This is a genomic window from Magnetococcales bacterium, assembly GCA_015231925.1.
Lineage (GTDB): Bacteria > Pseudomonadota > Magnetococcia > Magnetococcales > JADGAQ01 > JADGAQ01.
This window is the reverse complement of record JADGAQ010000001.1, coordinates 1-20,670: the sequence shown is the minus strand read 5'-3', so window position 1 is coordinate 20,670 and position 20,670 is coordinate 1. Positions and strand designations below refer to the sequence as shown.

Sequence of the window (20,670 nt, the reverse complement as noted above, 5' to 3'; positions counted from 1 at the left end):
CGCCCCCTACGCGAAATTATGTTAAAGATAACACGATTTCCATCCGATAAGATTGTCGAAAGGGGCATTTCTTTTTCGGATCCGTCAACGTTCATGGTAGCAAGGAATACAGGATATGGCCATCTCCATCCAGGACAAGGGCATCCAAAGCCTTCTGGGTCAATCCCGGCAGGTACAAGGCAACCTGACTGAAGCCTTTCGCAAGCTCGCTTCGGGGCAGTCCGTTTCCCAGGGCAAGGATCAGGCGGCCCTCCTGGCGGTGGCCACCACCTTGACCAGCCAGGTTCGCGCCATCAATCAGGCCACCCTCAACGCCAATGACGGCGTCTCCCTGGCCCAGGTGGCCATGGGAAGCCTTCAGGAGGTTCAAGGCAATATGGAGCGCCTGCGGGAGTTGGCCGTGCAGGCCTCCAGCGGCGGACTCAACGATACGGACCGTGCCGCTCTGGCCGAGGAGGCCCGGCAACTGCAAACCCAAATTGGCACGGCCCTCGCCGAAACCCGTTTCAACGAAATCGACCTCCTCTCCTCCAACGACAGCCTCACCCTGCAGACCGGGCCGAATGCCGGCAATCAAACCCCATTCGCCCTGGACGATCTGGCCTCGAACCTCTCCGCCGTCGACCTTTCCACCCGGAGTGGCGCCGAGAGCGCCCTGGGAATTCTGGACGACAACATGGCCCGGGTTTCTGCCAGCCAGTCCCGTTTCGGCGCGCTGGAAGCCGAACTGGGGTCGTCGATCAACTCCCTTGCTCACCAGGGACTCTCCACCCAGGAGGCCCGCTCCGGGATCATGGATGCCGACATGGCCTCCGAAACCGCCCGCAAGGTCAGCCTGGCCATCCGTCAGCAGGCCCATGTGGCCATGCTCTCCCAGGCCAATCTGCTCTCCCAGCAGGTACTCAGCCTGCTTTAGGGCGTGCTGACCTTTCGCTTCCGCACCGTTTGCACCTTGCCGGGAGCCCAAACCCGGCAAGTGCCCTCCCCTCCGGCCAAGCGGAATCTTTTGCCGCCTCGCTGCCGGATCATCCTTGCCGGCCTCGGAACGGGTTTGAAACAGCCCGTTCCGAAGCTCGCACCCGTCCGAAACAGACACATCGCTTTATTTTCAATCAGTTGATCAAATCAGCCCCCGCCTTCGCCAATTTCGTGACTGGCCTGCCGCTCCGGCTATTTTACAATCCTCCCGAACTGACCAAATTTGACAATTGCCGTAATGTTCTTCAAATATCAGTCAGTTGACCCGACAATTCCCCGCCTTTGTCCGCCGCTATCCAGCTTGGCACGAACTTGGCAATAGTCCTTCCCCAGACGGGATCGATCCCGGAACAGGTTGGTTACAGGGACGCAATAAGCCCTAATCAGGAATCCCCCCCAAGGATGGCACTGCCGATCGAGGTTCATACGACTCGGCGGGGAGATTCGACTCGGAACGGGGCAGCAAGGAGATTGCATGAGTATTCTCGTGTGCCATGAGAATAGATGGAGAGAAAGCAGCCGACGCGGGCTGGCCATGCCGGTCAACCTCTTGGAGGAGCTGGAATCCTACCGCATCAAAAACGAACGCTTGGCACGCATCTACGAATTGCACAGCCGTCTGGCGGAAAAACTGGACCTCGCCTCCATGGTGGAAGCCTTTTCCATCTGGCTGGCCAGTTATCTGGAACACGAACTGGTAGCCTACAACCACTACCTGCGACGGCGCATTCACGTCACCTGTTCCAGCCACGGCCCCCGTCGCCAGCAGTTGAGCGATGCCGCCCGCAACCTGATTCACCAGCCCAAACCTCCCTATGCGGAAGGCTATCTGCCGGAGGAGAAGGTCCACTATCTCTGTCTGAACCTGGACTGCGAAACCCACGCGGATGTTCTGGTGATGTTCTTTTCCAATCCGCTGAAAGGAGCGGGAAAAGGGATCTCCATGATGGAGGAGATCATGGCGGAGCTGCGGGGTCCGATCGAACGCGCCCTGGCCTATGAAGACCTCTACGACCAGGCGCGGCGCGATTCCCTGACCGGACTGGTCAACCGCCGGGTCTTCGAGGAACGATTGGCCCAGGAGATCAACAACGCGCAACGTTACGGCCACCCCTTGGTTCTGGCGGGACTCGACCTGGACCATTTCAAGGCCATCAACGACAAGCTCGGCCACGCCGAAGGGGATGCCACCCTGATGAAGGTGGCCTCAACCCTGTCACGCGGCATTCGGGACTCGGATTTGCTGGCTCGGGTGGGGGGAGACGAATTTTCTCTGATACTGCCCAATACGGAGAAGGAGTCGGCCAGGCATCTCACCCAACGCCTCTGTCGCGCCGTGGTCGAACTGGGCATTCAGGCTCCCGATTCACCTCCGCTCGGGGTGAGCATCGGCCTGTCCGCCTATCGCAAAGGCCTCTCCCTGGCCGAGTGGAACGAAGAGGTCGATGCGGCCCTCTATCGCGCCAAGGCGGCGGGACGGTCACGGGTAGCCGACTGATTCCCCCTTCCGTCAGGGGAGCCCATCCCCTGGCGGATAGTCGAGCCAGATGGTCACCGGACCATCATTGACCAGTGAAACCGCCATATCGGCGGCAAAAACACCCTCGGCCACCGGCAAACCCCGCTGTCGCAAGGCGGCCACGAATTCCAGGTACTTTTCTTTGGCCGGAAGCGGATCTTCCGCTCGGGTGAACGAAGGGCGATAGCCCCGTCCCAACTCCGCCGCCAGGGTGAACTGCGAAACCACCAGCACCGCACCGCCGATGGCCGCCACGTCCCGGTTCATGCGCCCCTCTTCATCCGGGAATATGCGCAAACCGGCCACTTTGCGCACCATGCGTTCCATCTGTTCCGGCCCGTCACCCTTTTCGACCGCCAGAAACACCAGGAGGCCCCGTTCGATGCGAGCGACCTCCTGGTCGCCCACCACGACATTCGCCTGACTCACCCGTTGAATCAGCGCCCTCATGCTTCCTTATCCCTCGGCCAGAAGGTCCGCCACCACATCCAACACCTGGGCGATGGCAAAAGGTTTGGACAAGGTACGGTTCACCCCCAGTTTCCGCGCCACCTGCAGGCTGGTTTCCGCCGTGACGGTCATACCTCCCCCGGAGAGGGCCACAATCGGCACCCCCGGATGGTGGGACCGCATCTCCCGAATCACCCCCACGCCGTCCACCTCCGGCATGAGGATATCGGTCAGCACCAGGTCGCAGGGGTGTTTCTGAAACAGATGCAAACCTTCCCGACCGTTCTTCGCCTCCACGACGACGTAGCCCGCCCCTTCCAGAATATCATGCAACAACTGGCGAATGGCGCGATCATCTTCAATGATCAGTACCCTTGAGGCCATGATTTCCCCTTCTTTCACGAATCGTTGCGCTCAACCCGGGCACAAAAGATATAACCCGCACTGCGGACGGTTTTGATCAGACGCGGATCCTTGGAATCATCCTGCAGCCTCTTGCGCAAGCGGCTGACCTGCATGTCGATGGTTCGGTCGAAGGGATCGGTTTCGCGCCCCTGGGAAAAGTCCAGAAGCTGGTCGCGGCTCAAAACCCGGTTGGGATGGGTCAGAAATACCGAGAGCAGGTTGTGTTCGCTGCCGCTCAAGGAGATCACCTTACCCTCCGGACTGGTCAAAATTCGGGCCACGCTGTCGAGAACCCAGCCGGAAAAGCGGAAGTTGCGATGGTTTTCCTGCTCTTCGGCCTGGTGGCTGACCCTTACCCGGCGAAGTATACTTTTGACCCGTGCCAGAAGCTCGCGCGGGTGAAACGGTTTACACAAATAATCGTCCGCCCCCATTTCAAGGCCGATGATGCGATCCATCTCCTCCCCCTTGGCGGACAGGATCAGCACCGGAATATCGGAGGTGGCTCTCAGGTTGCGGCACAGCTCCAAACCGTCCTCATTCTCCAGGACGAGATCCAGGACGATAAGGGAAATCTCCTTCTTCTCCAAGGCCTTCTGCATGCCCTTACCGTTGGACACCAGGGTGACTTTGAAGCCGTGGCGGGAGAAATACTGTCCCACCAGAGAGCGGATTTCCGGATCGTCATCCACAACCAGAACGTGGTCCGATGCAGCCATGGGTTCAAACCAAACCAGGAAACAGAGTTATCGCCAGCAAACCGAGGGTAAAAACGCCCCTGTCCGGCTCCGGATAGGAGAAAATGTAAACCGGATGATCATGCTTTGCCAATGGTTGCTGCCTCAAGATTAGACAAAACATGAACGAAACGGCCAATCAAGGAGGCATGGGAATCCAATTGGAGGCAAACGGGGGCCGACTGCGCCGGGTTGCCGACCTCTGATCGGATGCGGACCTCCCCTGCTTATATTTTCGATAATCATTTTGAAGAGGTACGACCCGATAAACGCGCTTTGTCAGCCCCCTTTCCCGATTTCAACCCTGTCCGAACCAACCCGGATCAGGGTTTCAACCCGCGCTGCCACGACCTCGATGCGGCCCGACACGACAAAGTTGACCGTTGGCCCGATCAACCGGCGCCTTCTTTCCACTCCGCGACGCGGCGACTTGCCTCCTGCAACTGGGTTTCGCTCAACAGCGTGGTCAGAAGCTGACGGTAGTGGGCGGCATTGCCATCCCCTCTCCGCTCCGCCAGAGAGAACCAGACCACGGCCTGCACGAAATCCTGGGCTACCCCTTGACCCGTTGTGGCATACATGGATCCCAAAATGGCCATGGCGGCGGCATGGCCCTGATTGGCCGACCGGGTCAACCACTCCGCTGCCTGACGATAATCCTGGGCCACACCACGCCCGGCGAAATAGAGCGCCCCGAGATGCAACTGAGCCTCGGGATGGTTCTGTCGGGCGGCCAGATCGAGCCAGTAGGCGGCCCGGGTCAAATCGGCCGCACAGACTTTGCCCTCCTGCAGGGCCCGTCCCAGACAAAGCTGGGCCTCAAGGTCACCCTGCCGGCCCGCCTCTTCCAACACCTCGCGGCACAACGTTACATCCCCGTTTGCCTCGCCAGCCATCACGAGGAGCGCCAGAGAACGTCGAGCCGTTGCACTCCCCTGTTCGGCAGCTTTCGTCAACCATCGCCCCCCTTCCTGCACCGCGCGCAACGCATCCGGACCATTCACCAGCAGGAGACCCAGCCGTTCCCAGGCCATGGATACCCCCTGCTCCGCTGCCGAACGGAACCATTTGACCGCCTCCGCCTCATCCTTTGCCACTCCCTGGCCATCGGCGTAGAGGATGCCCAGCACGTTCTGAGCCGCCGCCAAACCCTGTTCCGCCGCCAGCCGGAACCAGCGGAAGGCCTCCTCCGGTTTGCGACCGGGCCCCCTGGCATAGAGTTGACCCAACTGGAACCGGGCCTTGGCGTCTCCGGCAACACCCGCCTTGCGCAGCCATTTGACGGCTTCCGCCCCGTTGCGCTCTCCCCCCTTGCCGCGCAGATGCCACAGGCCCAACTCCCGCATCGCGGGAATGTCTCCCATCATCGCCTTGCGCTGCAGCACCTCCAGAATCTGCTCCTCTTTCATAACAATCCCATATGGCTCGAAGCGAATCGGAAAGGACAGTTTCCCTCGGAATTCGCCATTCACGCAAGGCGCGCCAGCGATTCCGACCCTCTCCCCCGCCGGAGGCGCCATTTATTCGTTGGTAGCTTTATTAGGATTTTATTGTCATAATGGGCTATCGCAATCGAGATACCTTTGCTATCGGTGACCACTCCATGGGCCCTCAGTCCGTTACACAGCCGTCCGAACTGCTGCTGCTCACTCCTTCCGCCACCCTGGGCAAAGAGGTGAGCCAGGCCCTGTTTCGCCGTTTGGGTATCCGAACCTCCCTGGCTGGTTCCCTCGACGCGGCCTTGTCGCTCCTCGAACAATACCCGCTGCACCACTTTCTCTGCGTGGTGGATCTGGAAGGTCCGGCCCCCATTCGGGATCTTCTCGATCCGATTCAGGCCCACGGCATTCCCATCCTGGCCCTGCTGCCGGACCTCCATCCGGAAAAGCGCATCACCCTGTTGGAGATGAAGGTCTACGACTATCTGCAAAAATCCACCTCCTTGCTGATCGACTGGCTGGTGGCCAGTATCCGGGCCTTTCAGAGCAATAGCGACGTTTTTCTGTTAATTGTCGAGCCCAACGTGCGCCGTCTGCAACACCTGCAAAGTCTGTTGCGTCCCAAACGCTTTCACCTCCTGGGAGCCACCTCCGCCAGAGAGGCCATGGAACTGTTGCAGCAACACCCCGGTATCCAGGGCGCCATCCTCTCCTGGCACGCCGGCGATATGGACGGACCCACGCTGTGCCACTCCCTGCGCAAAAAAATGCCCGAACGCAACCTCTTCCTGATCGGCATCACCTCACGGGATCATCCACTGCTCTCCGCCTGTTTCCTCAAAAGCGGCGCGGACGATTTTCTGATGTGGCCCGTGGAAAGCGAGGAGATCTCCTGTCGCATCGACCGGTGTCTGGGCCATCTGCAAAAGGAGCAATCCGGTGGCACGGACACCTTGCGGGACCACGTCACCGGTCTGGCCAATCGCCGTTTCGCCATGGAATCCGGCATGCAGCTCTTCGCCAGCGCCCGCCGCAGTCAGATCGGCCTCGGGTTATGTCTGCTGGAGATCGATCGCTTCCAGGTGATTCACGAACTTTACGGACTCAAAGCCGGAGATCGGGTCATGCAACGGGTGGCGGAGCTGATACGACGCCATTTCCGCGATACCGACCTGGTCGCCCGATTCTCGGAAAACCTCTTCCTGGTCTTTCTCGTCAACATGTTGCCCGAAAAGGCCGAGGAACATCTGCTCCTCCTGAATCAATTCCTGACCCGGGAGGAGATACCCCTGGAAGGCCGGACCGTGCAAATCACCGCCAGCCTCGGAGCCTCCTTCCTGCCCGTCAACTCCCTGGAGGAGCTTTTCGATCGGGCCGAAACCCTCCTCAAAGAGGCCAAACGACGTGGTGGCAATCAGGTTCAATTGGAATGGTGACCTGTTCCACGCCTCTTGGTACATAGATATCGTTCATGCCCGTCAACTGGAGCAGCTATCCCCATCGCCGTCACCTCGACGAGATGATCGATCCCAGCGGACAACCCCGACCCGGAACGGAGCCGCTCGTCGACTTCCTGCGAACCCTGGGCAAACACCAACTGCGTTTTCATAAAGAGTCCGCCCGGCACCTCTCACCCGGAGTCAGTACCCTGTCACCGCCCCCCTCGGGAGAGTCCGATACCGGCAATCCCTTCGACATCGTGCCCCGAGTCATCGGTTCGGACGAGTGGCAACGGGTAGAAAAGGGGCTCCGGCAGAGAATGACGGCCCTCAACCTCTTCCTGTGCGATCTCTACGGCCCCCGGAAGATTGTGACCGACAACATCCTTCCGGAAGAGATACTCCTCTCCTCGAAAAGCTATCGGCCCGCCTGCAGCGGAGCCCGTCCCCCCTTCGAGGTCTGGGCCAATGTGTGCTGTTGCGACCTGTTGCGCGACCGGGACGGCACCCTCTACGTTCTGGAAGATAATCTACGCCAACCTTCCGGCGGCGCCCTGCTGCTGGAAAACCGCTTCCGGTCCCGACAAATCTTCCGGAAACTCTTCGAAGATGGCGCCATTTTGCCCGTGGAGGATTATCCCGGGCAGTTGCTGGCCCAACTTCGCAGCTTAAGCCGGGAGGATGGGAAAACGGCCAATGTGGTGATTCTGACTTCGGGACAAAACCGATCGGAGTCCCTCGAATACCGCTACCTGGCCCAGGCCATGGGAATCGACGCGGTGGACGGCAGCGAACTGGTGGTGTCGGATGCCGGCGTGTTCCGACGGAAACAGCGCACGTTGCAAAAGGTCGACGTGATCTACCGGAGCATCGGGGACGATCTTCTGGACCCGGAACATTGTTTTCCCGATTCGTCCGTGGGGGTCAACGGTCTGCTGCAGGCCTGGCATGCGGGAAACGTCGTTCTCTGCAACGCACCCGGAGCGGGCATCGCCGACGACAAAGCCGTTTACGCCTTCGTTCCGAAGATGATCGCCTATTATCTGGGGGAGGAGGCGATTCTGCCCAACGTGCAGACGTTTCACTGTCGGGATCCCCGGGAACAATCCCACGTCCTGGCCCATCTCCGTGACATGGTCGTCAAATCGAGGCAGGGAAGCGGCCCCCGCAACATGCTGAACGGACCCACCTCGACACGGGAGCAACGCGAAGCCTTCGCGGCGCGGATCAAGCAGCATCCCCACCACTATGTGGCCCAACCCGCCCTCGTTCCCTCGACCCAACCCACGGTGGTGGGAGGACGACTGGAGCCGCGCCCGGTGGAGTTGCGTACCTTCATTGTGCAGGGAAAATCGCTGGAGGTGGCGCCGGGGGGAGTGACACGGGTCGGCCTGGTGAAACCGGCGCCGATCATCAACTTTTCGCCGGGCAACGGCATCAAGGATACCTGGGTGGTGGACATCCCTTGCCCCGAACCCTGAATCAGGGGCGTTTCAGACGATAGAGGGCGGAAATATCCTCTTCGCCATGCTCCTGCCGCAACAGGATTTCATACTGGCGGGCGGTTTCGGCGACCAGAGGCAGATTCAAGCCACGGGCTTCGGCCAGTTCCAGACAAATGCGCAGATCCTTGTGGTGCAGGGCCACCTTGAATCCGGCGGGAAACTCACCGGCCAGCATGTTCGCCCCCCGATGATCCAGAAACCAGTTGCCCGCCGCTCCCCCGGCCAATCCCGGCAACAGCGTCGTCATGGGCAAACCCAGGACGCTGCCGAAAGCGAGCGCTTCCGTCACCGCCTGATTGATTCCGGCCACCATCACCTGATTGACCGCCTTGGCCGCCTGACCGCTACCCACCTCTCCCATGGGCAGAATGCGTCCGGCCAGGGTCTGCAGGGCGGGACGCACCCGTTCCAGAACGGAGGCCTCGCCGCCGACGAACATGGAAAGGTTGCCCCGTCTGGCCCCTTCCGGCCCCCCGGAAACCGGGGCGTCCAGAAAGGCTCCACCCCGTTGCGTCAGTTGGCCGCTGACAGCAATGGCCGTCCGGGGCGCCACCGTGGAGGTATCCACCACCACTTTACCGGGAGAAATCCCCTCGGACAGCGCGGCAGCCACCTGCAACAGATCCGCATCGGCCTTGACCGAAACCACCACCAGATCACATTGCGCCATGAGCTGTTGCGGCGACTGCGCCACCTCCGCACCCAACTCTGCGGACAATAGTCGGGCCTTGTCCGGGGTGCGATTCCAGATGGACCGCAACAGACCGGCCCTGGCAAGGTTGCCCGCCATGCCCGATCCCATGGCTCCCAGTCCAAGCATACCAACGCGCATTGAACCTTCCCCTTTATCCGATAAAAAAAGGCCCGTCTTCCAGGCAAGCACGTGGGGGTGCACTCACTCTGGATGGACGGGCCTTTCAATCCGAGTCTATTGTATCGGCTTTTTTGCGAATATCAAGTAATTGTTTCAACGTGTCACAACTTGTGCGCCCGAACGGGCCGTCGGCTTCGGCAACCGGGCGATTTCGGCAAAGAGTTCGCTCCAGAGCAGCGGTTTGGTCAAAATGCACCACACCCCGGCCTGCAGCAGCGCCTCCTGGGAGATCTCCGGCGGACGACCGCTGACCAGAAAGATAGGCAGCTCAGGGCGAAGGCCATGAATCTCACGGGCCAGATTCAGTCCGTTGCCATCGGTCATGGCATAATCGGCGATGACCAGATCGAACTGGGCCGGATGCCGTCGAAACCGCTCCAGGGCCTTGCCCACTCCCGTACACGGCGTCACCCGGCAGCCCTGTTCCCGCAGACCCGTGGCGCTCATCTTCAACAGCGTGGGTTTATCGTCCACCAACAGGATATGTCCTCTCCAGCGAGGCAGCGGCGCCGGAACCGGTTTCTCCTCCATTTCCGCAGGCAGCACCCGCTCCAAGGGCAAAAACAGCGTGAACCGCGCCCCGCCCTGGGAGCGGTTTTCCGCTTTGATGGCGCCACCACACTGCTGCACGATGCCATGAACCACGGACAATCCCAAGCCCGTACCCCTTCCAGCCTCCTTGGTGGTGAAAAACGGATCAAATATCTGGTCGATGCGATGCGGAGCGATACCCGGACCGGAATCCTCCACCCGCAGGCAACAGTAGGAACCCGCCGTCAACCCCATCTCCTCGGCCTGGGCTGAGGCCAGGGTTACCGAAGCCATCGACAGCTCCAGAAGACCGCCCTTCTCCTCCATGGCCTGAGCCCCGTTGGTGCCAAGGTTCATCAAGACCTGATGCATGCGCGTCGGGTCGGCGCGAACCATGCAGTCGGAGGTTTCGATGCGAACCACCACCTTGATGGAAGCCGGCAGCGTGGCCGAGAGGAACCGGGCCGTCTCCTTCACCAACGGGGCCAGGGGAATCAATCGGGCCGGGGCCTCCCCGCTGCGGCTGAAGGTCAGCAACTGCGCAATCAGATCCCGGGCGCGCAGTCCCGCCTGACGTACCTCCTTCAGATGCCCCACAACCCCATGGTCCGGGGAGAGCTGGCTTATGGCCAGTTCGGTAAATCCCAGAATCACCCAAAGGATGTTGTTGAAATCGTGGGCCACTCCACCGGCCAAAGTGCCGATGGCTTCCAGTTTCTGGGCCTGACGCAGCCGATACTCCAACCGTTCGGTGCGGGTTACATCGCGAAACACCCCTACCCAGTGGGTCAGTTGATGTCCGGGATCGCGCACCGGGGAACAGGAGGCATCGGTAGTGATCCGGCCATTTTGCCCGGTTTCCAGAACCAGACGTCCCTGCCAGTGCAAACCCCGCTCCATGGCATCCACCAGTCCGGTCCAGCCGGGCCCCGACTCCACGGAGGGACGCAGGGAACAGATGTCCATGCCCAACACCGAGGAGCGGTCGATACCCATCAGGTTCAAAAAGGCCGGGTTGACATAGGCAATGGCATAATCCCGGGTGAAGATGATCACCATGTCCCCGGTCTGATCCACTGCCGCCGCCAATCGCTTGCGTTCGGCCCCTTCCCGCAGGGAGGTGATGCCCAGGGAGACCTGATTGCCCAACTCCTCCAGCAGACGGATCTCCTGTTCGTCGAACCCCTCTCCGGCGTCGATGCACAACTCACCGAGAAGTAGGCCGCCGGGGCGCAAACTCAGGGTCAGGCGCGGATCGTTTTTCAAACCCCGCCCCCCGGAAAGCAACCTGTCGACCTCCTCCCCGATGGGCCGCTCCAGACGGTTTTCCCAGGTGATGCGGGCTTGCGAATAGCCCCCTTCCCTGCGCAAGACGGCGCAGACCCCTTCGAGATAGGAGCGTTCATCCATAGCCTGCAACAACGACTGGCCGCTGGCCGAAATGGCGCGCAGCGCCCGGTTGACACGCAGCAGACGACGCTGGGCCTCTTTGCGCGCGGTGATATCGAAACCGATGCCCCATTCCGACCAACCGGGAATGGGAAACCGGTGGGTCAGATCGGACCAGGAGATGACCCGCGTCCCGCCATCGCGACAGGAGATCTCCACTTCACGGGCCCCGTCCTCCCCCAACCCTTCCCCCATGGGCCCGATCCCCATGGAGCGGCCAAAGGTTCCCAACCGGTCCATGGCCAGCGGATTGCCCACCATCTCCGCCGCCGAAAAACCGGTGACGTTTTCACACTCCCGGTTCCAAACCAGAATGGCCCCCTCCGCATCGAAGGCCCCCATCATCACGGGCATGTTCTGCACCACCGAGCGCAGCCGCTCCTCGCTACGCCGCAAATCGGCCTGATACATGCGTCGCGGCGTCTCATCGGAGAAACTGACCACCGAACCCGCCCGTTTCCCCTCGCGAAACAACGGTTCCAGGCGCAGCACCACCTCCACTCGCTGACCATCGGACCGTTTCAGTAGCACCCCATCCTGATTGACCGACTGCCCCCGGGAAAACGACTCCAGAATCGCTCCCCCCAGGCGGTTGCGCAGGGTTTCCCCCTCATCCGGCAGCAACAGATATTCGATATTCTTTTGCAGCAGTTCATGCCGCTGGCGGAATCCCAATAACTTATGAGCTGCAGCATTGCACCAGATCAGACGCCCCTGGAGATCCACCTCCAGTAAACCGTCGGCGATGGATTCGACCAGAAGGGAGATGCGGCTCTCATTTTCCTGCAGGCTGACAACCAGGGGGGAACCGATGCGGAACAACGCGATACCACCAACGACCAGCAGGAACAAACCAATGCTGCCGGTGGCCACCATGCCTTGCAGGAAGGGCCGTTTGACCACATCCAACTCCAGGGAGACCACCAGCCCCATATTGAGCCGGGGCAAGGGGCGGTATGCCGCCAGAATGGACACGTCGCGATGGTCGATGCCGACCATGACGCCCGTTTGGCCTTGTAATGCCCGGCGCATGGGTTCCGCCGAGGGAACCTCCTCCGGCAACCAGGCCGGAGGAGTCTCGTCTGCCGCATCGGCAGGCGGAGTCAGGAACAGGATGCCTGTTCCTTCCCTCCGCCCCAATTCGATGCTCCCTCTCGGGTCGGGAGCAAACAGGTGCTTGACCAACAAGGCATCGTTCAGGGAACGGGAAGCGGTGAACCCTTCCCGGTTATCGGTCGTCCAGTCGGCGCTCTTCCCGGTCAGCAGATCCGCCTGAATCCGGGCCAGCTCCGCCAGGCGATCGTTCTGAACCTGCATCCCCGTGCGGAAAAACAGGCCAAAGGTGACGAACGACGCCAGCAGCAACAAGATGGCGAGAATCAATACCATGATGGCAATGCGACGCCGTTCCTTCATGGCACGCTTCCCTCCGCAGCGAATCCTTACTGTTTGGCCATCTGCTCTTCCATATCCTTGCGCACCTCATCCATGTCGAGTTCCATGGCTTTGCGAATCAGATCGGTGAACTGCTGCTCGGGAAGCATGCCGGGTTGGTAAAAAATGGGGATCTTTTGTCGCATGATCATCAAGGTCGGGATGGAACGGATCTGGAAGATCTCCGCCAGCTCTCTCTCCTCGTCGGTATTCACCTTGGCGAAGACCACGTCGGGAAAAAGGGCGGAAACCTTCTCGAAAATCGGCCCGAAGGCGCGGCAGGGACCGCACCAGGGAGCCCAGAAATCGAGAACCACCATATCGCTCGATTCAACCGTCGGTTCGAAATTTTCCTGATTCAGGGCCATTGTTGCCATTGTCATCTCTCCTTATTGGTCAGTCCTGCCATTATGTTGCCCACGACATCCACGGCGTTGCAATCAGGACTTTCCAGGCGATGACGCATCCTGGCGAAGGCCTCTTTGGTTAGGGAAGTACCCACCGGATCTGCAAGAAACCGTTCCACATCCTGCGCCAACCGCTCCGGGTTGGCCTCGTTTTGAATCCGTTCCGGAACAACCCCTTCGCCCAAAATCAAATTGACCAGGGAGATGAAGGGCGTTTTGATCAGCCGCAAACCGATCTGATAGGTCAGGGCGTTGACACGATAGGCCACCACCATGGGCAGCCCCAGACAGGCTGCCTCCAGGGAGGCGGTGCCGGAGGTGATGAGTCCCGCATCGCCGGCCGCCAGGAGATCGTAGGTACGGCCGGCGTAAAACGGAATCGGCTCGCCGCATTCCGCTGGCCAGAATTGCCGGATATCCCCCTCCGTCAGCGTGGCGGCCAACGCCCCCACGCACCGAACCCGGGGCCGTCTCTCCCGAAGCAGCCGACAGCTCCTGGCCAGAACCGGAAGCATGCGCCGGATCTCTCCGTGGCGGCTGCCGGGCAGCACCACCACCAGCTCCTGGCCCTCCTCAAGTCCGAGTTCGGCGCGAATCACCTCCCTCGGGCGGGACGGCACCGCCCACTTCAGCAGGGGATGCCCCACGAAATGGACCGGAAGGGTGGTATTTTCGTACCACCGGGGCTCGAAGGGATAGAGTACCAGCAGATGGTCCAGAAACCGGGCCAGGGAGTGAACGCGACCGGGTCGCCAGGCCCAAACCTGGGGACTGACGTAATGCACCACCGGAATACCCGCCCGTTTGGCCAACCGTCCCAACAGAAAATTGAAGTCGGGTAGATCGATGGTGACCAGAAGCAGTGGTCGTTCCCGACGCATCCAGGAGAGGAGATCCCGGAAAATGCCCACCAGGGAGGGCAGAGCCCGCCCCACCTCCAACAATCCGACAATGGAGAGCCGTCGGAAATCGTGCCGGGAGACCAGACCCGCCTGCTGCATGGCCGGACCGCCGACGCCCTCGGCCTGAAGGGAGGGGAACCGGGTGTGCAATCCGTGCAGCAATTGAGCGCCCAGAAGGTCTCCGGAGGCTTCGCCGGCCACCATCATGATTTTCATCGGCTGCCGGATTCCCGTTCCGACCACCAGGCATGAAAGTGCTTTTCCTGATCGGCGATGGCGGCCTGGATGGTTTGCACCACCTGCAGAGCCCGCAAACCCTCCTCACCGGAGACCAGCGGACGCCCTCCCGAGGCCACGGCGTGACAAAAGGAGGCGATCTGGGCTTCCAGGGTGTCGTAATCGGGCACTTCCAGCTCCCGCCGCACCACCTCCGGAACCGGAATCCCCGCCAGTTCCATACTCCGACCGGCCACCTTTTCCTGTACGCTGACCCGTTTGCCGATGAAATCAACCTCCAGCAAGGACTCCTCCTGAAAGAGTTCCAGACGGCGCAGCGACTCCCCGGAAACACGGCTGGCCTCCACCTGGGCGATGCTGCCGTCGGCGAAACGCAGGCGGGCCTGGGCCAGATCGGTATAACCGCTCAGGATCCGGGCGCCGATGGCCTCGACATGAACCAGCGGGGCGGGCATGAACTCCAGAACCAGATCACAATCGTGAATCATCAGATCGAGACAGACATCCACGTCCAGGGCGCGATTCTTGAAGGGGGCCAGACGACGCGCCCGCACGAAGCGGGGTCGGGTGACCAGTCCGCTGCGGCGCAGAGCCTGAATGGCGGGATGAAACCGTTTGAGATGCCCCACCTGCAGCACGCGACGCCGGGCGGCAGCCAGAGCGATCAAGGCTTCCGCCTCTTCGGTGGTTCGGGTCAACGGCTTTTCCACCAAGACGTGAAGATCGGCCTGCAGGCAATCCTGCGTCACGCCGTGATGCAGTGGGGTCGGCACGCAGATCGAAACCAGATCGACCCGGCCAAAAAGGTCGTGGTAATTCGCCACGAAGTGCGCCCCCAGCCTGTTGGCCAGTTCCTGACCTCTCGCCGCATCGGTATCGGCGATGGCGGCCAGGGCAACCCCCGGAATCCGAGCGTATTTTTCTGCGTGAAAACGCCCCAAGTATCCTACACCGATGACACCTGCCCTGAGTGTTTCCATCCCTCACCCCATCACGACACCGCCCCGTCAGGGGATCTTTCCGGCCCGGCGACAGCAAATCCGAACCGACCCAGTTCAACCGCCGCGTTCGGGGAAGGCGACAAGGCCAGCAGAACAATTCCCGCCCGTTTGGCTCGGGCGAGGGTCTCTTCCGGTTCCAGTAACAATACCCCTCCCGCCTCCAATGCCAGAACCGAAAGACCGGCTGCTGCCAGAGCATCCACCGTTTTCGGCCCCACGGAGGGCAGATCGAAGCGCCGGTCCTGGGTCGGTTTGACCACCTTGACCAGCACTCCCCCTTTGCGCAACAGCTCCCCGGCCCGCCGGATCATGGCATCGGTGCCTTCCATGGCCTCCACCGCAACGACATTCCTGCGGTGAACCACCACTCCCTGCCCGATATCGAGCTGGCCCAACTGCTTGGCCATCACCCAGCCGAAACGGATATCCTCCCACTCCTCCGGCGTCGGCCCGACGGGAGTCAGCAGCCCCTCCGGCACCAGCAATCCCGGCAGCAGGTCGGCCACTCCAACCACGTCGAAGCCCCTGGACTCCAGCTCCGCCCCGATACCCCGCAACAAGAGATCATCGTGCAGATGGTGCAGCCGGGCCACCAGTTTCATGGCCAGCCAGTCCGGACGAACCTGCCAGATGCGGCTTTTGACGATGCCCCCGGCCAGAACCACGCGCCGGGCTTTCTGTTGCGCCAGATAATCGATGATGCGCCCGAACTGTCCCAGGCGTACCCAGGAGATGGCATCCACCCAGGAGGCCAGCGACGGATCGGTCTCTCCCAGATGGCCCACGGCCACCACAGGGAGGTTGTCACGCTCCTTGACCGCACGGGCAATCGCCACGGGCAACCACCCCGAACCGGCGATGATCCCCAACGGCGCATCGGGTGGACACGGCCCGTTGCGGGCCGGTTCGATCACCGGCAGATGCCTCGCCGACTGGATTGCAGGAATTCCACGATGAACTGGATTTCAGGGTTGTCGGAACTCTCTTTTTCGAGTTCTGCAATAGCCTGCTCCAGGCGCAGATTGGCCTTGAAGATCAGACGGTGGGCTTGTCGGATGGATTTGATCTGCTCCTCGGAGAAACCGCGCCGACGCAGACCCACCACATTGACGCCGACGATGTTGGCCCGATTGCCCGCTGCCGAGGCATAGGGCACCACGTCCATGGAAATGGCCGAAGCCCCGCCGATAAAGGCGTTGCGCCCCACCCGGGCGAACTGGTGAATCGCCGTCAGACCGCCGATGACCGCGAAATCCTGGATCTCGACATGGCCGGCCAGGGTAGCCCCGTTGGCCATGATCACCTCATCCCCCACCCGGCAGTCGTGGGCCACATGGGAATAGGCCATGATCATGCACCGATGACCGACACGGGTCAAACCGCCGCCCTCCACGGTGCCGCGATGGATGGAGACGTATTCCCGAATGGCGCACTTGCTGCCGATCTCCACCCGGGTGGGTTCTCCCGAATAGTGGGTGTCCTGCGGGGGGGTGCCAATCGAGGCAAAACTGGAAACCCGGGTCTCCTCCCCGATGCGGGTATGCCCCGCAATCACCGCGTGGGCGGAAACCTGCACCCGATCCTCCAGAACGACATCCCCCTCCACGATGGCATAAGGCCCCACCTCCACATCGCGGCCCAACTCGGCCCTCTTGTCGACTACCGCCGTGGGATGGATCATGAGGATTCTCCCTTGTCGCGATCCCTCACCATGGCCATCAACTCCGCCTCGGCGGCCACCTGATTGTCGGTGGTCACCTTGCCGGTGAATTTCCACACGTCACCGCGCCGTTTCAACAGAGTCATCTCGATACGCATCTGGTCACCCGGAACCACCGGTTTGCGAAACCGCGCCCCATCGATGGCCATGAAGTAGACCAGCCGTCCCCGAACCGCCTCCGGATCGATGCGGGAAGCCAGTAGCGCCGACGCCTGGGCCATGGCTTCCAGAATCAGAACACCCGGCATCACCGGATGATCCGGAAAATGGCCGGTGAACTGGGGTTCGTTGAAGGTGACGTTCTTGATGGCCACGATCCGCTGGTTGTCTTCCACACTCAGAATGCGGTCCACCAGCAAAAAGGGATAACGGTGTGGCAAGGCTTGCAATATTTCCTGAATTTCGTCCGATTTGACCATCGCTCAGAACCAGTTTTTTGTGCGGTTGTTTAGACGCTGCAGGACCAGCTCCGTGATATCGATGCCCGGATCGCTGTAGATCACCTGCCCTTTGCCAAAAATGGCGGTAAAGTTCTTTTCCTTGCCGATCTCCTCGATGACGGCCCGCAACTCGGCGGTGATACGTTTGGTCCAGTGCCCGCTGTCCTGGTCCAAGGCCACCTGATTGTCTTCCATCAGTCGCTGGAAATCGGTGTATTTCTGCCGCACCTGGGCGGCGAGTTCGGCATGCGCTTCCGGGCTCATGACACTTTTACGCTTTTCGAGATCCTCTTTCAGACGTTTGATCTCGGTCTCCGCCACGCTCGCCTCCTTGCGCATGGCGTCGATCTTCTTCTGAATGATTTCCGCCGCCTGTTTGGAGGCCTGACATCCGGAGATGGCCCGGGTGGTATCGACGAAGGCCAGCCGATACTCCCCTCCCCAAACGGGAGACATACTCAAGGTCATACAAACAGCGACAAAGACACTAAAATTTCGCAAGATGGACATTACCGGCAACACCTATTCTGCTCTGTTTACCCTCTTGGGCGTGTTGACATTCACCATCTTTTGGCCCCTGGCGGCGTTGCCATCCGGCTCGGAAGCTCATGCAGGCGAACGGCATTCCACCTCCCCACTCCATTGCGCCTTGCCCGGAACCAAAATCCGGCAACTGTCAACACCCCCTGACGTCGCAATACTACAGAGCCGTTCCGATACTGAAATCGAAGGTTCGGGGACGATCATACTCTCTCTTGCGCAAGGGGAAGCCCAGTTCGAACCGCAGCGGTCCGAACGGAGAGTTCCAGCGCAACCCCACTCCCGTGGAAACCCGAGGGTCGGAATCCTGCAACACCGTGGCTCCGACCGTATCCATATCGTTGAGAATACCCGCATCCAGGAAGGTGACCGCCCGGATGCCTTTGTCCTCCATACCCAGGATGGGGAAGAGCAACTCCGCGCTCGTGGTGGCCATATAGGTTCCGCCGTAAGCCTCTCCGGTAACGGTTCGAGGTCCGACCCCGCTCTTCTTGAAACCACGCAGGGAATAGGGTCCGCCGACGAAGAAGCGCTCGTAGATCGGAACGTCTTCGTTCAACCCTTCGATCAGGCCAAGCCGACCTTTCAAATGGCCCACCAGGTTCTTGTCATCCCACAGGGTGTGGAACAGACTGTGATCGGTGATGAGACGCAGGAAGTGAACATCCCCGCCCACACCCGAAAAATCGGTGGTCAACTTATGCCGTTGGCCGGCGGTGGGCAGCAGATTGTGATCCAGGGTATTCCAGGTCAGGACGTTGCTGATCATGGATTGGCTGTAGGGGCTGCGGGTAGCCTGATCCTTGATCAACTGGGAGGCGTTCTCGGCCACATCCGTCAGGGTCACGTAGGAATACTGGTAGCTGACCCGGTCATCCAGGAACTCGTTGATGGGAAAACCGAGACGCAGCCCTCCCCCGTAGGAGTCCTGCTTATAGGCGGAGACATCCATGCGGTTCATTTTGCGGTTGAACAGATCCACTCCGGCGGAAATATCCCTGCCCAGAAAATAGGGTTCCGTGAAGGAGAGATCGTATTCGGAGGTTCGGGAGGAGATGGCGAAGCTGAAGACCATCTGCTGTCCCAACCCCAGGAAGTTGTTCTGGCTCAGGCTGGCGGTACCGATGAACTGATCCGCCGTCGAGAAACCGGCCCCGATGGAGAAGGCCCCGGTCGATTTCTCCGCCACATCGACCTTGATGTTGATGCGGTCTTCCGTGGCAGGTACCGGCTGGGTGGTGATGTCAACCTTCTCGAAGAAGTTGAGGTTGTCCAGGCGCTGGCGGGAACGACGCACCTTGGAGGCGGAAAAACGATCCCCTTCGGCAAAACGCATCTCCCGACGAATGACTTCGTCACGGGTACGATTGTTGCCGACGATATCGATGCGGTTCAGGTAAACCCGACGCCCCTTCTTGACGGTAATGGCCACATCCACCGTATGGCTGTCGTCGTGAATGGTGGTGCCCGGATCGACTTCCAGAAAGGCGTAGCCGAAATCGCCCACCTTGTCCGACAGGGCCTCCACCGACTCCCGCAGCTTTTCACGGGAATACCAGGCGCCTTCCTTGATTTTCAAGGCCTCCCGCAACGCCTCGGGAGGCAGTTCGTCGAAATCCCCGGAGATGGAGACCGGACCGAATTTGTAGCGTTCCCCCTCCTCCACGGCATGGGTGACCACGAAGGACTGTTTGTCCGGGGTCAACTCGGCCACGGAAGAGGAGACCTTCACCCGCACGTAGCCGTTGTTCAGATAGACGTTGCGCAGATGGGACTGATCGAACAGCAGCTTTTCCCGATCGTAGGTATCGTCTTCCGTCAACCAGGAGAACCAGCCCGAAGACTGGATCATCATCTTCTTGGTCAGATCCTTGTACGACATCTGCTGGTTACCGATGATGCGCACCGACTGCACCTTGGATTTCTGTCCTTCGGTGATGCGATAGACCAGATCGATGGCGTTCTCGTCCCGGGGCTTCTGCAACATCTCCACCTTGGCCAGGAAGAGACCTTTGATGCGATAGGCCTGACGCAAGGCCGTCAAATCGCGTTCCACCTTGGCCCGGTTGTAGATATCGTTTTCCTGAAGTTTGATGGTTTTCTTCAGCTCTTCTTCGGAAAAGGCATCCAGTCCTTCGAAGGTGATCTGATGGATGACCGGATTTTCCACCACCCGCACCACCAGGCTGCCCCCTTCCCGCTCCAGGGAGACCTCCTTGAAGAAGCCGGTATCGTAGAGATCCTTCATGCTTTTTTGCACGCCGGGAGCGTCGAAGGATTCCCCTTCCCGCACCGCCAGGTAGCTTTTGACGGTATCCGTTTCGATGCGGCGGTTACCCGAAACCTCGATCCGCTGGATATTTTCCGCCGTCTGCCCCTGGGGAGTCCCCCCGAACCAGCAGGCCAGGAACAGGACCGCTCCCAGGCGAAGCCCTTGTTGACGCCAATGCCGGAAACCGCTTTTGGTCGCTGTCATGGTTTCAAGGATTCCTTGCCACGAGTCGCACGATATCATTGTAAAAAGCCAACAGCATCAAACTGCCCAACATGGCCAGCCCGATCCGGTTGGCTACCCCCTGCACCCTGTCGCTCAACGGAGAACCTTTGAGCGCTTCCACAACAAAAAAGAAGAGATGGCCCCCATCGAGAATGGGAATGGGCAA

The 20,670-nt window shown here is 60.4% G+C and carries 19 protein-coding genes; 4 read left to right on the top strand and 15 right to left on the bottom strand.

Features of this window, described 5'->3' with window-relative positions; genetic code table 11:
• The first annotated feature begins 115 nt into the window (after window positions 1-115).
• Together HQL56_00095 and HQL56_00090 are read left to right on the top strand one after the other, a co-directional pair.
• Complete coding sequence (locus HQL56_00095; GenBank protein MBF0307915.1) at window positions 116-916, top strand: flagellin FliC; 801 nt, start codon at window positions 116-118, stop codon at window positions 914-916.
• A 537-nt stretch (window positions 917-1,453) separates the two neighbouring features.
• Window positions 1,454-2,476 (top strand): GGDEF domain-containing protein, encoded by a 1,023-nt coding sequence (locus HQL56_00090; GenBank protein MBF0307914.1) that lies wholly within the window; start codon window positions 1,454-1,456, stop codon window positions 2,474-2,476.
• Between the two features lie 12 nt (window positions 2,477-2,488).
• On the opposite strand, the gene HQL56_00085 is transcribed toward HQL56_00090, so the two are convergent.
• From HQL56_00085 to HQL56_00070, 4 genes are all read right to left on the bottom strand, one after another.
• The gene (locus HQL56_00085) at window positions 2,489-2,947 is read right to left on the bottom strand and encodes a D-tyrosyl-tRNA(Tyr) deacylase (protein MBF0307913.1); all 459 of its coding nucleotides are present in this window, start codon (window positions 2,945-2,947) and stop codon (window positions 2,489-2,491) included.
• A 6-nt stretch (window positions 2,948-2,953) separates the two neighbouring features.
• Complete coding sequence (locus tag HQL56_00080) at window positions 2,954-3,331, bottom strand: response regulator (GenBank protein ID MBF0307912.1); 378 nt, start codon at window positions 3,329-3,331, stop codon at window positions 2,954-2,956.
• A 14-nt stretch (window positions 3,332-3,345) separates the two neighbouring features.
• Window positions 3,346-4,071, bottom strand: a complete 726-nt coding sequence (locus HQL56_00075) for a response regulator (protein ID MBF0307911.1) — start codon at window positions 4,069-4,071, stop codon at window positions 3,346-3,348.
• Between the two features lie 410 nt (window positions 4,072-4,481).
• Window positions 4,482-5,498, bottom strand: coding sequence for a sel1 repeat family protein (locus tag HQL56_00070; protein MBF0307910.1), 1,017 nt, complete (start codon window positions 5,496-5,498; stop codon window positions 4,482-4,484).
• Window positions 5,499-5,692: 194 nt separating this feature from the next.
• Between HQL56_00070 and HQL56_00065 the strand changes: the two genes are divergently transcribed.
• Together HQL56_00065 and HQL56_00060 are read left to right on the top strand one after the other, a co-directional pair.
• Complete coding sequence (locus tag HQL56_00065) at window positions 5,693-6,964, top strand: diguanylate cyclase (GenBank protein ID MBF0307909.1); 1,272 nt, start codon at window positions 5,693-5,695, stop codon at window positions 6,962-6,964.
• 35 nt (window positions 6,965-6,999) lie between these two features.
• Window positions 7,000-8,448: a circularly permuted type 2 ATP-grasp protein gene (locus tag HQL56_00060; GenBank protein ID MBF0307908.1), complete on the top strand. Its 1,449-nt coding sequence runs from the start codon at window positions 7,000-7,002 to the stop codon at window positions 8,446-8,448.
• A 1-nt stretch (window position 8,449) separates the two neighbouring features.
• Here HQL56_00060 and HQL56_00055 read toward each other — a convergent pair whose 3' ends face one another.
• From HQL56_00055 to HQL56_00005, 11 genes are all read right to left on the bottom strand, one after another.
• Entirely contained in the window at window positions 8,450-9,304 is an 855-nt protein-coding gene (locus HQL56_00055; GenBank protein ID MBF0307907.1) for an NAD(P)-dependent oxidoreductase, read from the bottom strand.
• 135 nt (window positions 9,305-9,439) lie between these two features.
• Window positions 9,440-12,742, bottom strand: coding sequence for a PAS domain S-box protein (locus HQL56_00050; protein MBF0307906.1), 3,303 nt, complete (start codon window positions 12,740-12,742; stop codon window positions 9,440-9,442).
• A gap of 26 nt (window positions 12,743-12,768) precedes the next feature.
• Window positions 12,769-13,137: a thioredoxin gene (trxA, locus tag HQL56_00045; GenBank protein ID MBF0307905.1), complete on the bottom strand. Its 369-nt coding sequence runs from the start codon at window positions 13,135-13,137 to the stop codon at window positions 12,769-12,771.
• A 2-nt stretch (window positions 13,138-13,139) separates the two neighbouring features.
• Complete coding sequence (gene lpxB / locus HQL56_00040; protein ID MBF0307904.1) at window positions 13,140-14,285, bottom strand: lipid-A-disaccharide synthase; 1,146 nt, start codon at window positions 14,283-14,285, stop codon at window positions 13,140-13,142.
• A complete protein-coding gene (locus tag HQL56_00035) occupies window positions 14,282-15,286 on the bottom strand; it encodes a Gfo/Idh/MocA family oxidoreductase (GenBank protein MBF0307903.1) in 1,005 nt (334 codons plus the stop codon). Before HQL56_00035 ends, lpxB begins: the two co-directional genes overlap by 4 nt.
• Before the next feature lie 11 nt (window positions 15,287-15,297).
• On the bottom strand, window positions 15,298-16,176 hold the full coding sequence (gene lpxI / locus HQL56_00030; GenBank protein MBF0307902.1) for a UDP-2,3-diacylglucosamine diphosphatase LpxI: 879 nt from the start codon (window positions 16,174-16,176) through the stop codon (window positions 15,298-15,300).
• A 41-nt stretch (window positions 16,177-16,217) separates the two neighbouring features.
• Window positions 16,218-16,988: an acyl-ACP--UDP-N-acetylglucosamine O-acyltransferase gene (gene lpxA, locus HQL56_00025; GenBank protein ID MBF0307901.1), complete on the bottom strand. Its 771-nt coding sequence runs from the start codon at window positions 16,986-16,988 to the stop codon at window positions 16,218-16,220.
• On the bottom strand, window positions 16,985-17,446 hold the full coding sequence (gene fabZ, locus HQL56_00020) for a 3-hydroxyacyl-ACP dehydratase FabZ (GenBank protein MBF0307900.1): 462 nt from the start codon (window positions 17,444-17,446) through the stop codon (window positions 16,985-16,987). The genes lpxA and fabZ overlap by 4 nt, the downstream gene beginning before the upstream one ends.
• Before the next feature lie 3 nt (window positions 17,447-17,449).
• Window positions 17,450-17,923, bottom strand: a complete 474-nt coding sequence (locus HQL56_00015; protein MBF0307899.1) for an OmpH family outer membrane protein — start codon at window positions 17,921-17,923, stop codon at window positions 17,450-17,452.
• A gap of 244 nt (window positions 17,924-18,167) precedes the next feature.
• Window positions 18,168-20,483, bottom strand: a complete 2,316-nt coding sequence (gene bamA, locus HQL56_00010; GenBank protein MBF0307898.1) for an outer membrane protein assembly factor BamA — start codon at window positions 20,481-20,483, stop codon at window positions 18,168-18,170.
• Window positions 20,484-20,487: 4 nt separating this feature from the next.
• Window positions 20,488-20,670 (bottom strand): site-2 protease family protein (locus HQL56_00005; protein ID MBF0307897.1); only part of this gene is annotated, 183 nt, incomplete at its 5' end.

Excerpts from the sequence above, each read along its gene's own strand:
- HQL56_00095 (MBF0307915.1), top strand. The coding sequence starts at position 116 with ATGGCCATCTCCATCCAGGACAAGGGCATCCAAAGCCTTCTGGGTCAA.
- HQL56_00090 (MBF0307914.1), top strand. The coding sequence starts at position 1,454 with ATGAGTATTCTCGTGTGCCATGAGAATAGATGGAGAGAAAGCAGCCGA.
- HQL56_00085 (MBF0307913.1), bottom strand. The coding sequence starts at position 2,947 with ATGAGGGCGCTGATTCAACGGGTGAGTCAGGCGAATGTCGTGGTGGGC.
- HQL56_00080 (MBF0307912.1), bottom strand. The coding sequence starts at position 3,331 with ATGGCCTCAAGGGTACTGATCATTGAAGATGATCGCGCCATTCGCCAG.
- HQL56_00075 (MBF0307911.1), bottom strand. The coding sequence starts at position 4,071 with ATGGCTGCATCGGACCACGTTCTGGTTGTGGATGACGATCCGGAAATC.
- HQL56_00070 (MBF0307910.1), bottom strand. The coding sequence starts at position 5,498 with ATGAAAGAGGAGCAGATTCTGGAGGTGCTGCAGCGCAAGGCGATGATG.
- HQL56_00065 (MBF0307909.1), top strand. The coding sequence starts at position 5,693 with ATGGGCCCTCAGTCCGTTACACAGCCGTCCGAACTGCTGCTGCTCACT.
- HQL56_00060 (MBF0307908.1), top strand. The coding sequence starts at position 7,000 with ATGCCCGTCAACTGGAGCAGCTATCCCCATCGCCGTCACCTCGACGAG.
- HQL56_00055 (MBF0307907.1), bottom strand. The coding sequence starts at position 9,304 with ATGCGCGTTGGTATGCTTGGACTGGGAGCCATGGGATCGGGCATGGCG.
- HQL56_00050 (MBF0307906.1), bottom strand. The coding sequence starts at position 12,742 with ATGAAGGAACGGCGTCGCATTGCCATCATGGTATTGATTCTCGCCATC.
- trxA (MBF0307905.1), bottom strand. The coding sequence starts at position 13,137 with ATGGCAACAATGGCCCTGAATCAGGAAAATTTCGAACCGACGGTTGAA.
- lpxB (MBF0307904.1), bottom strand. The coding sequence starts at position 14,285 with ATGAAAATCATGATGGTGGCCGGCGAAGCCTCCGGAGACCTTCTGGGC.
- HQL56_00035 (MBF0307903.1), bottom strand. The coding sequence starts at position 15,286 with ATGGAAACACTCAGGGCAGGTGTCATCGGTGTAGGATACTTGGGGCGT.
- lpxA (MBF0307901.1), bottom strand. The coding sequence starts at position 16,988 with ATGATCCATCCCACGGCGGTAGTCGACAAGAGGGCCGAGTTGGGCCGC.
- fabZ (MBF0307900.1), bottom strand. The coding sequence starts at position 17,446 with ATGGTCAAATCGGACGAAATTCAGGAAATATTGCAAGCCTTGCCACAC.
- HQL56_00015 (MBF0307899.1), bottom strand. The coding sequence starts at position 17,923 with ATGTCTCCCGTTTGGGGAGGGGAGTATCGGCTGGCCTTCGTCGATACC.
- bamA (MBF0307898.1), bottom strand. The coding sequence starts at position 20,483 with ATGACAGCGACCAAAAGCGGTTTCCGGCATTGGCGTCAACAAGGGCTT.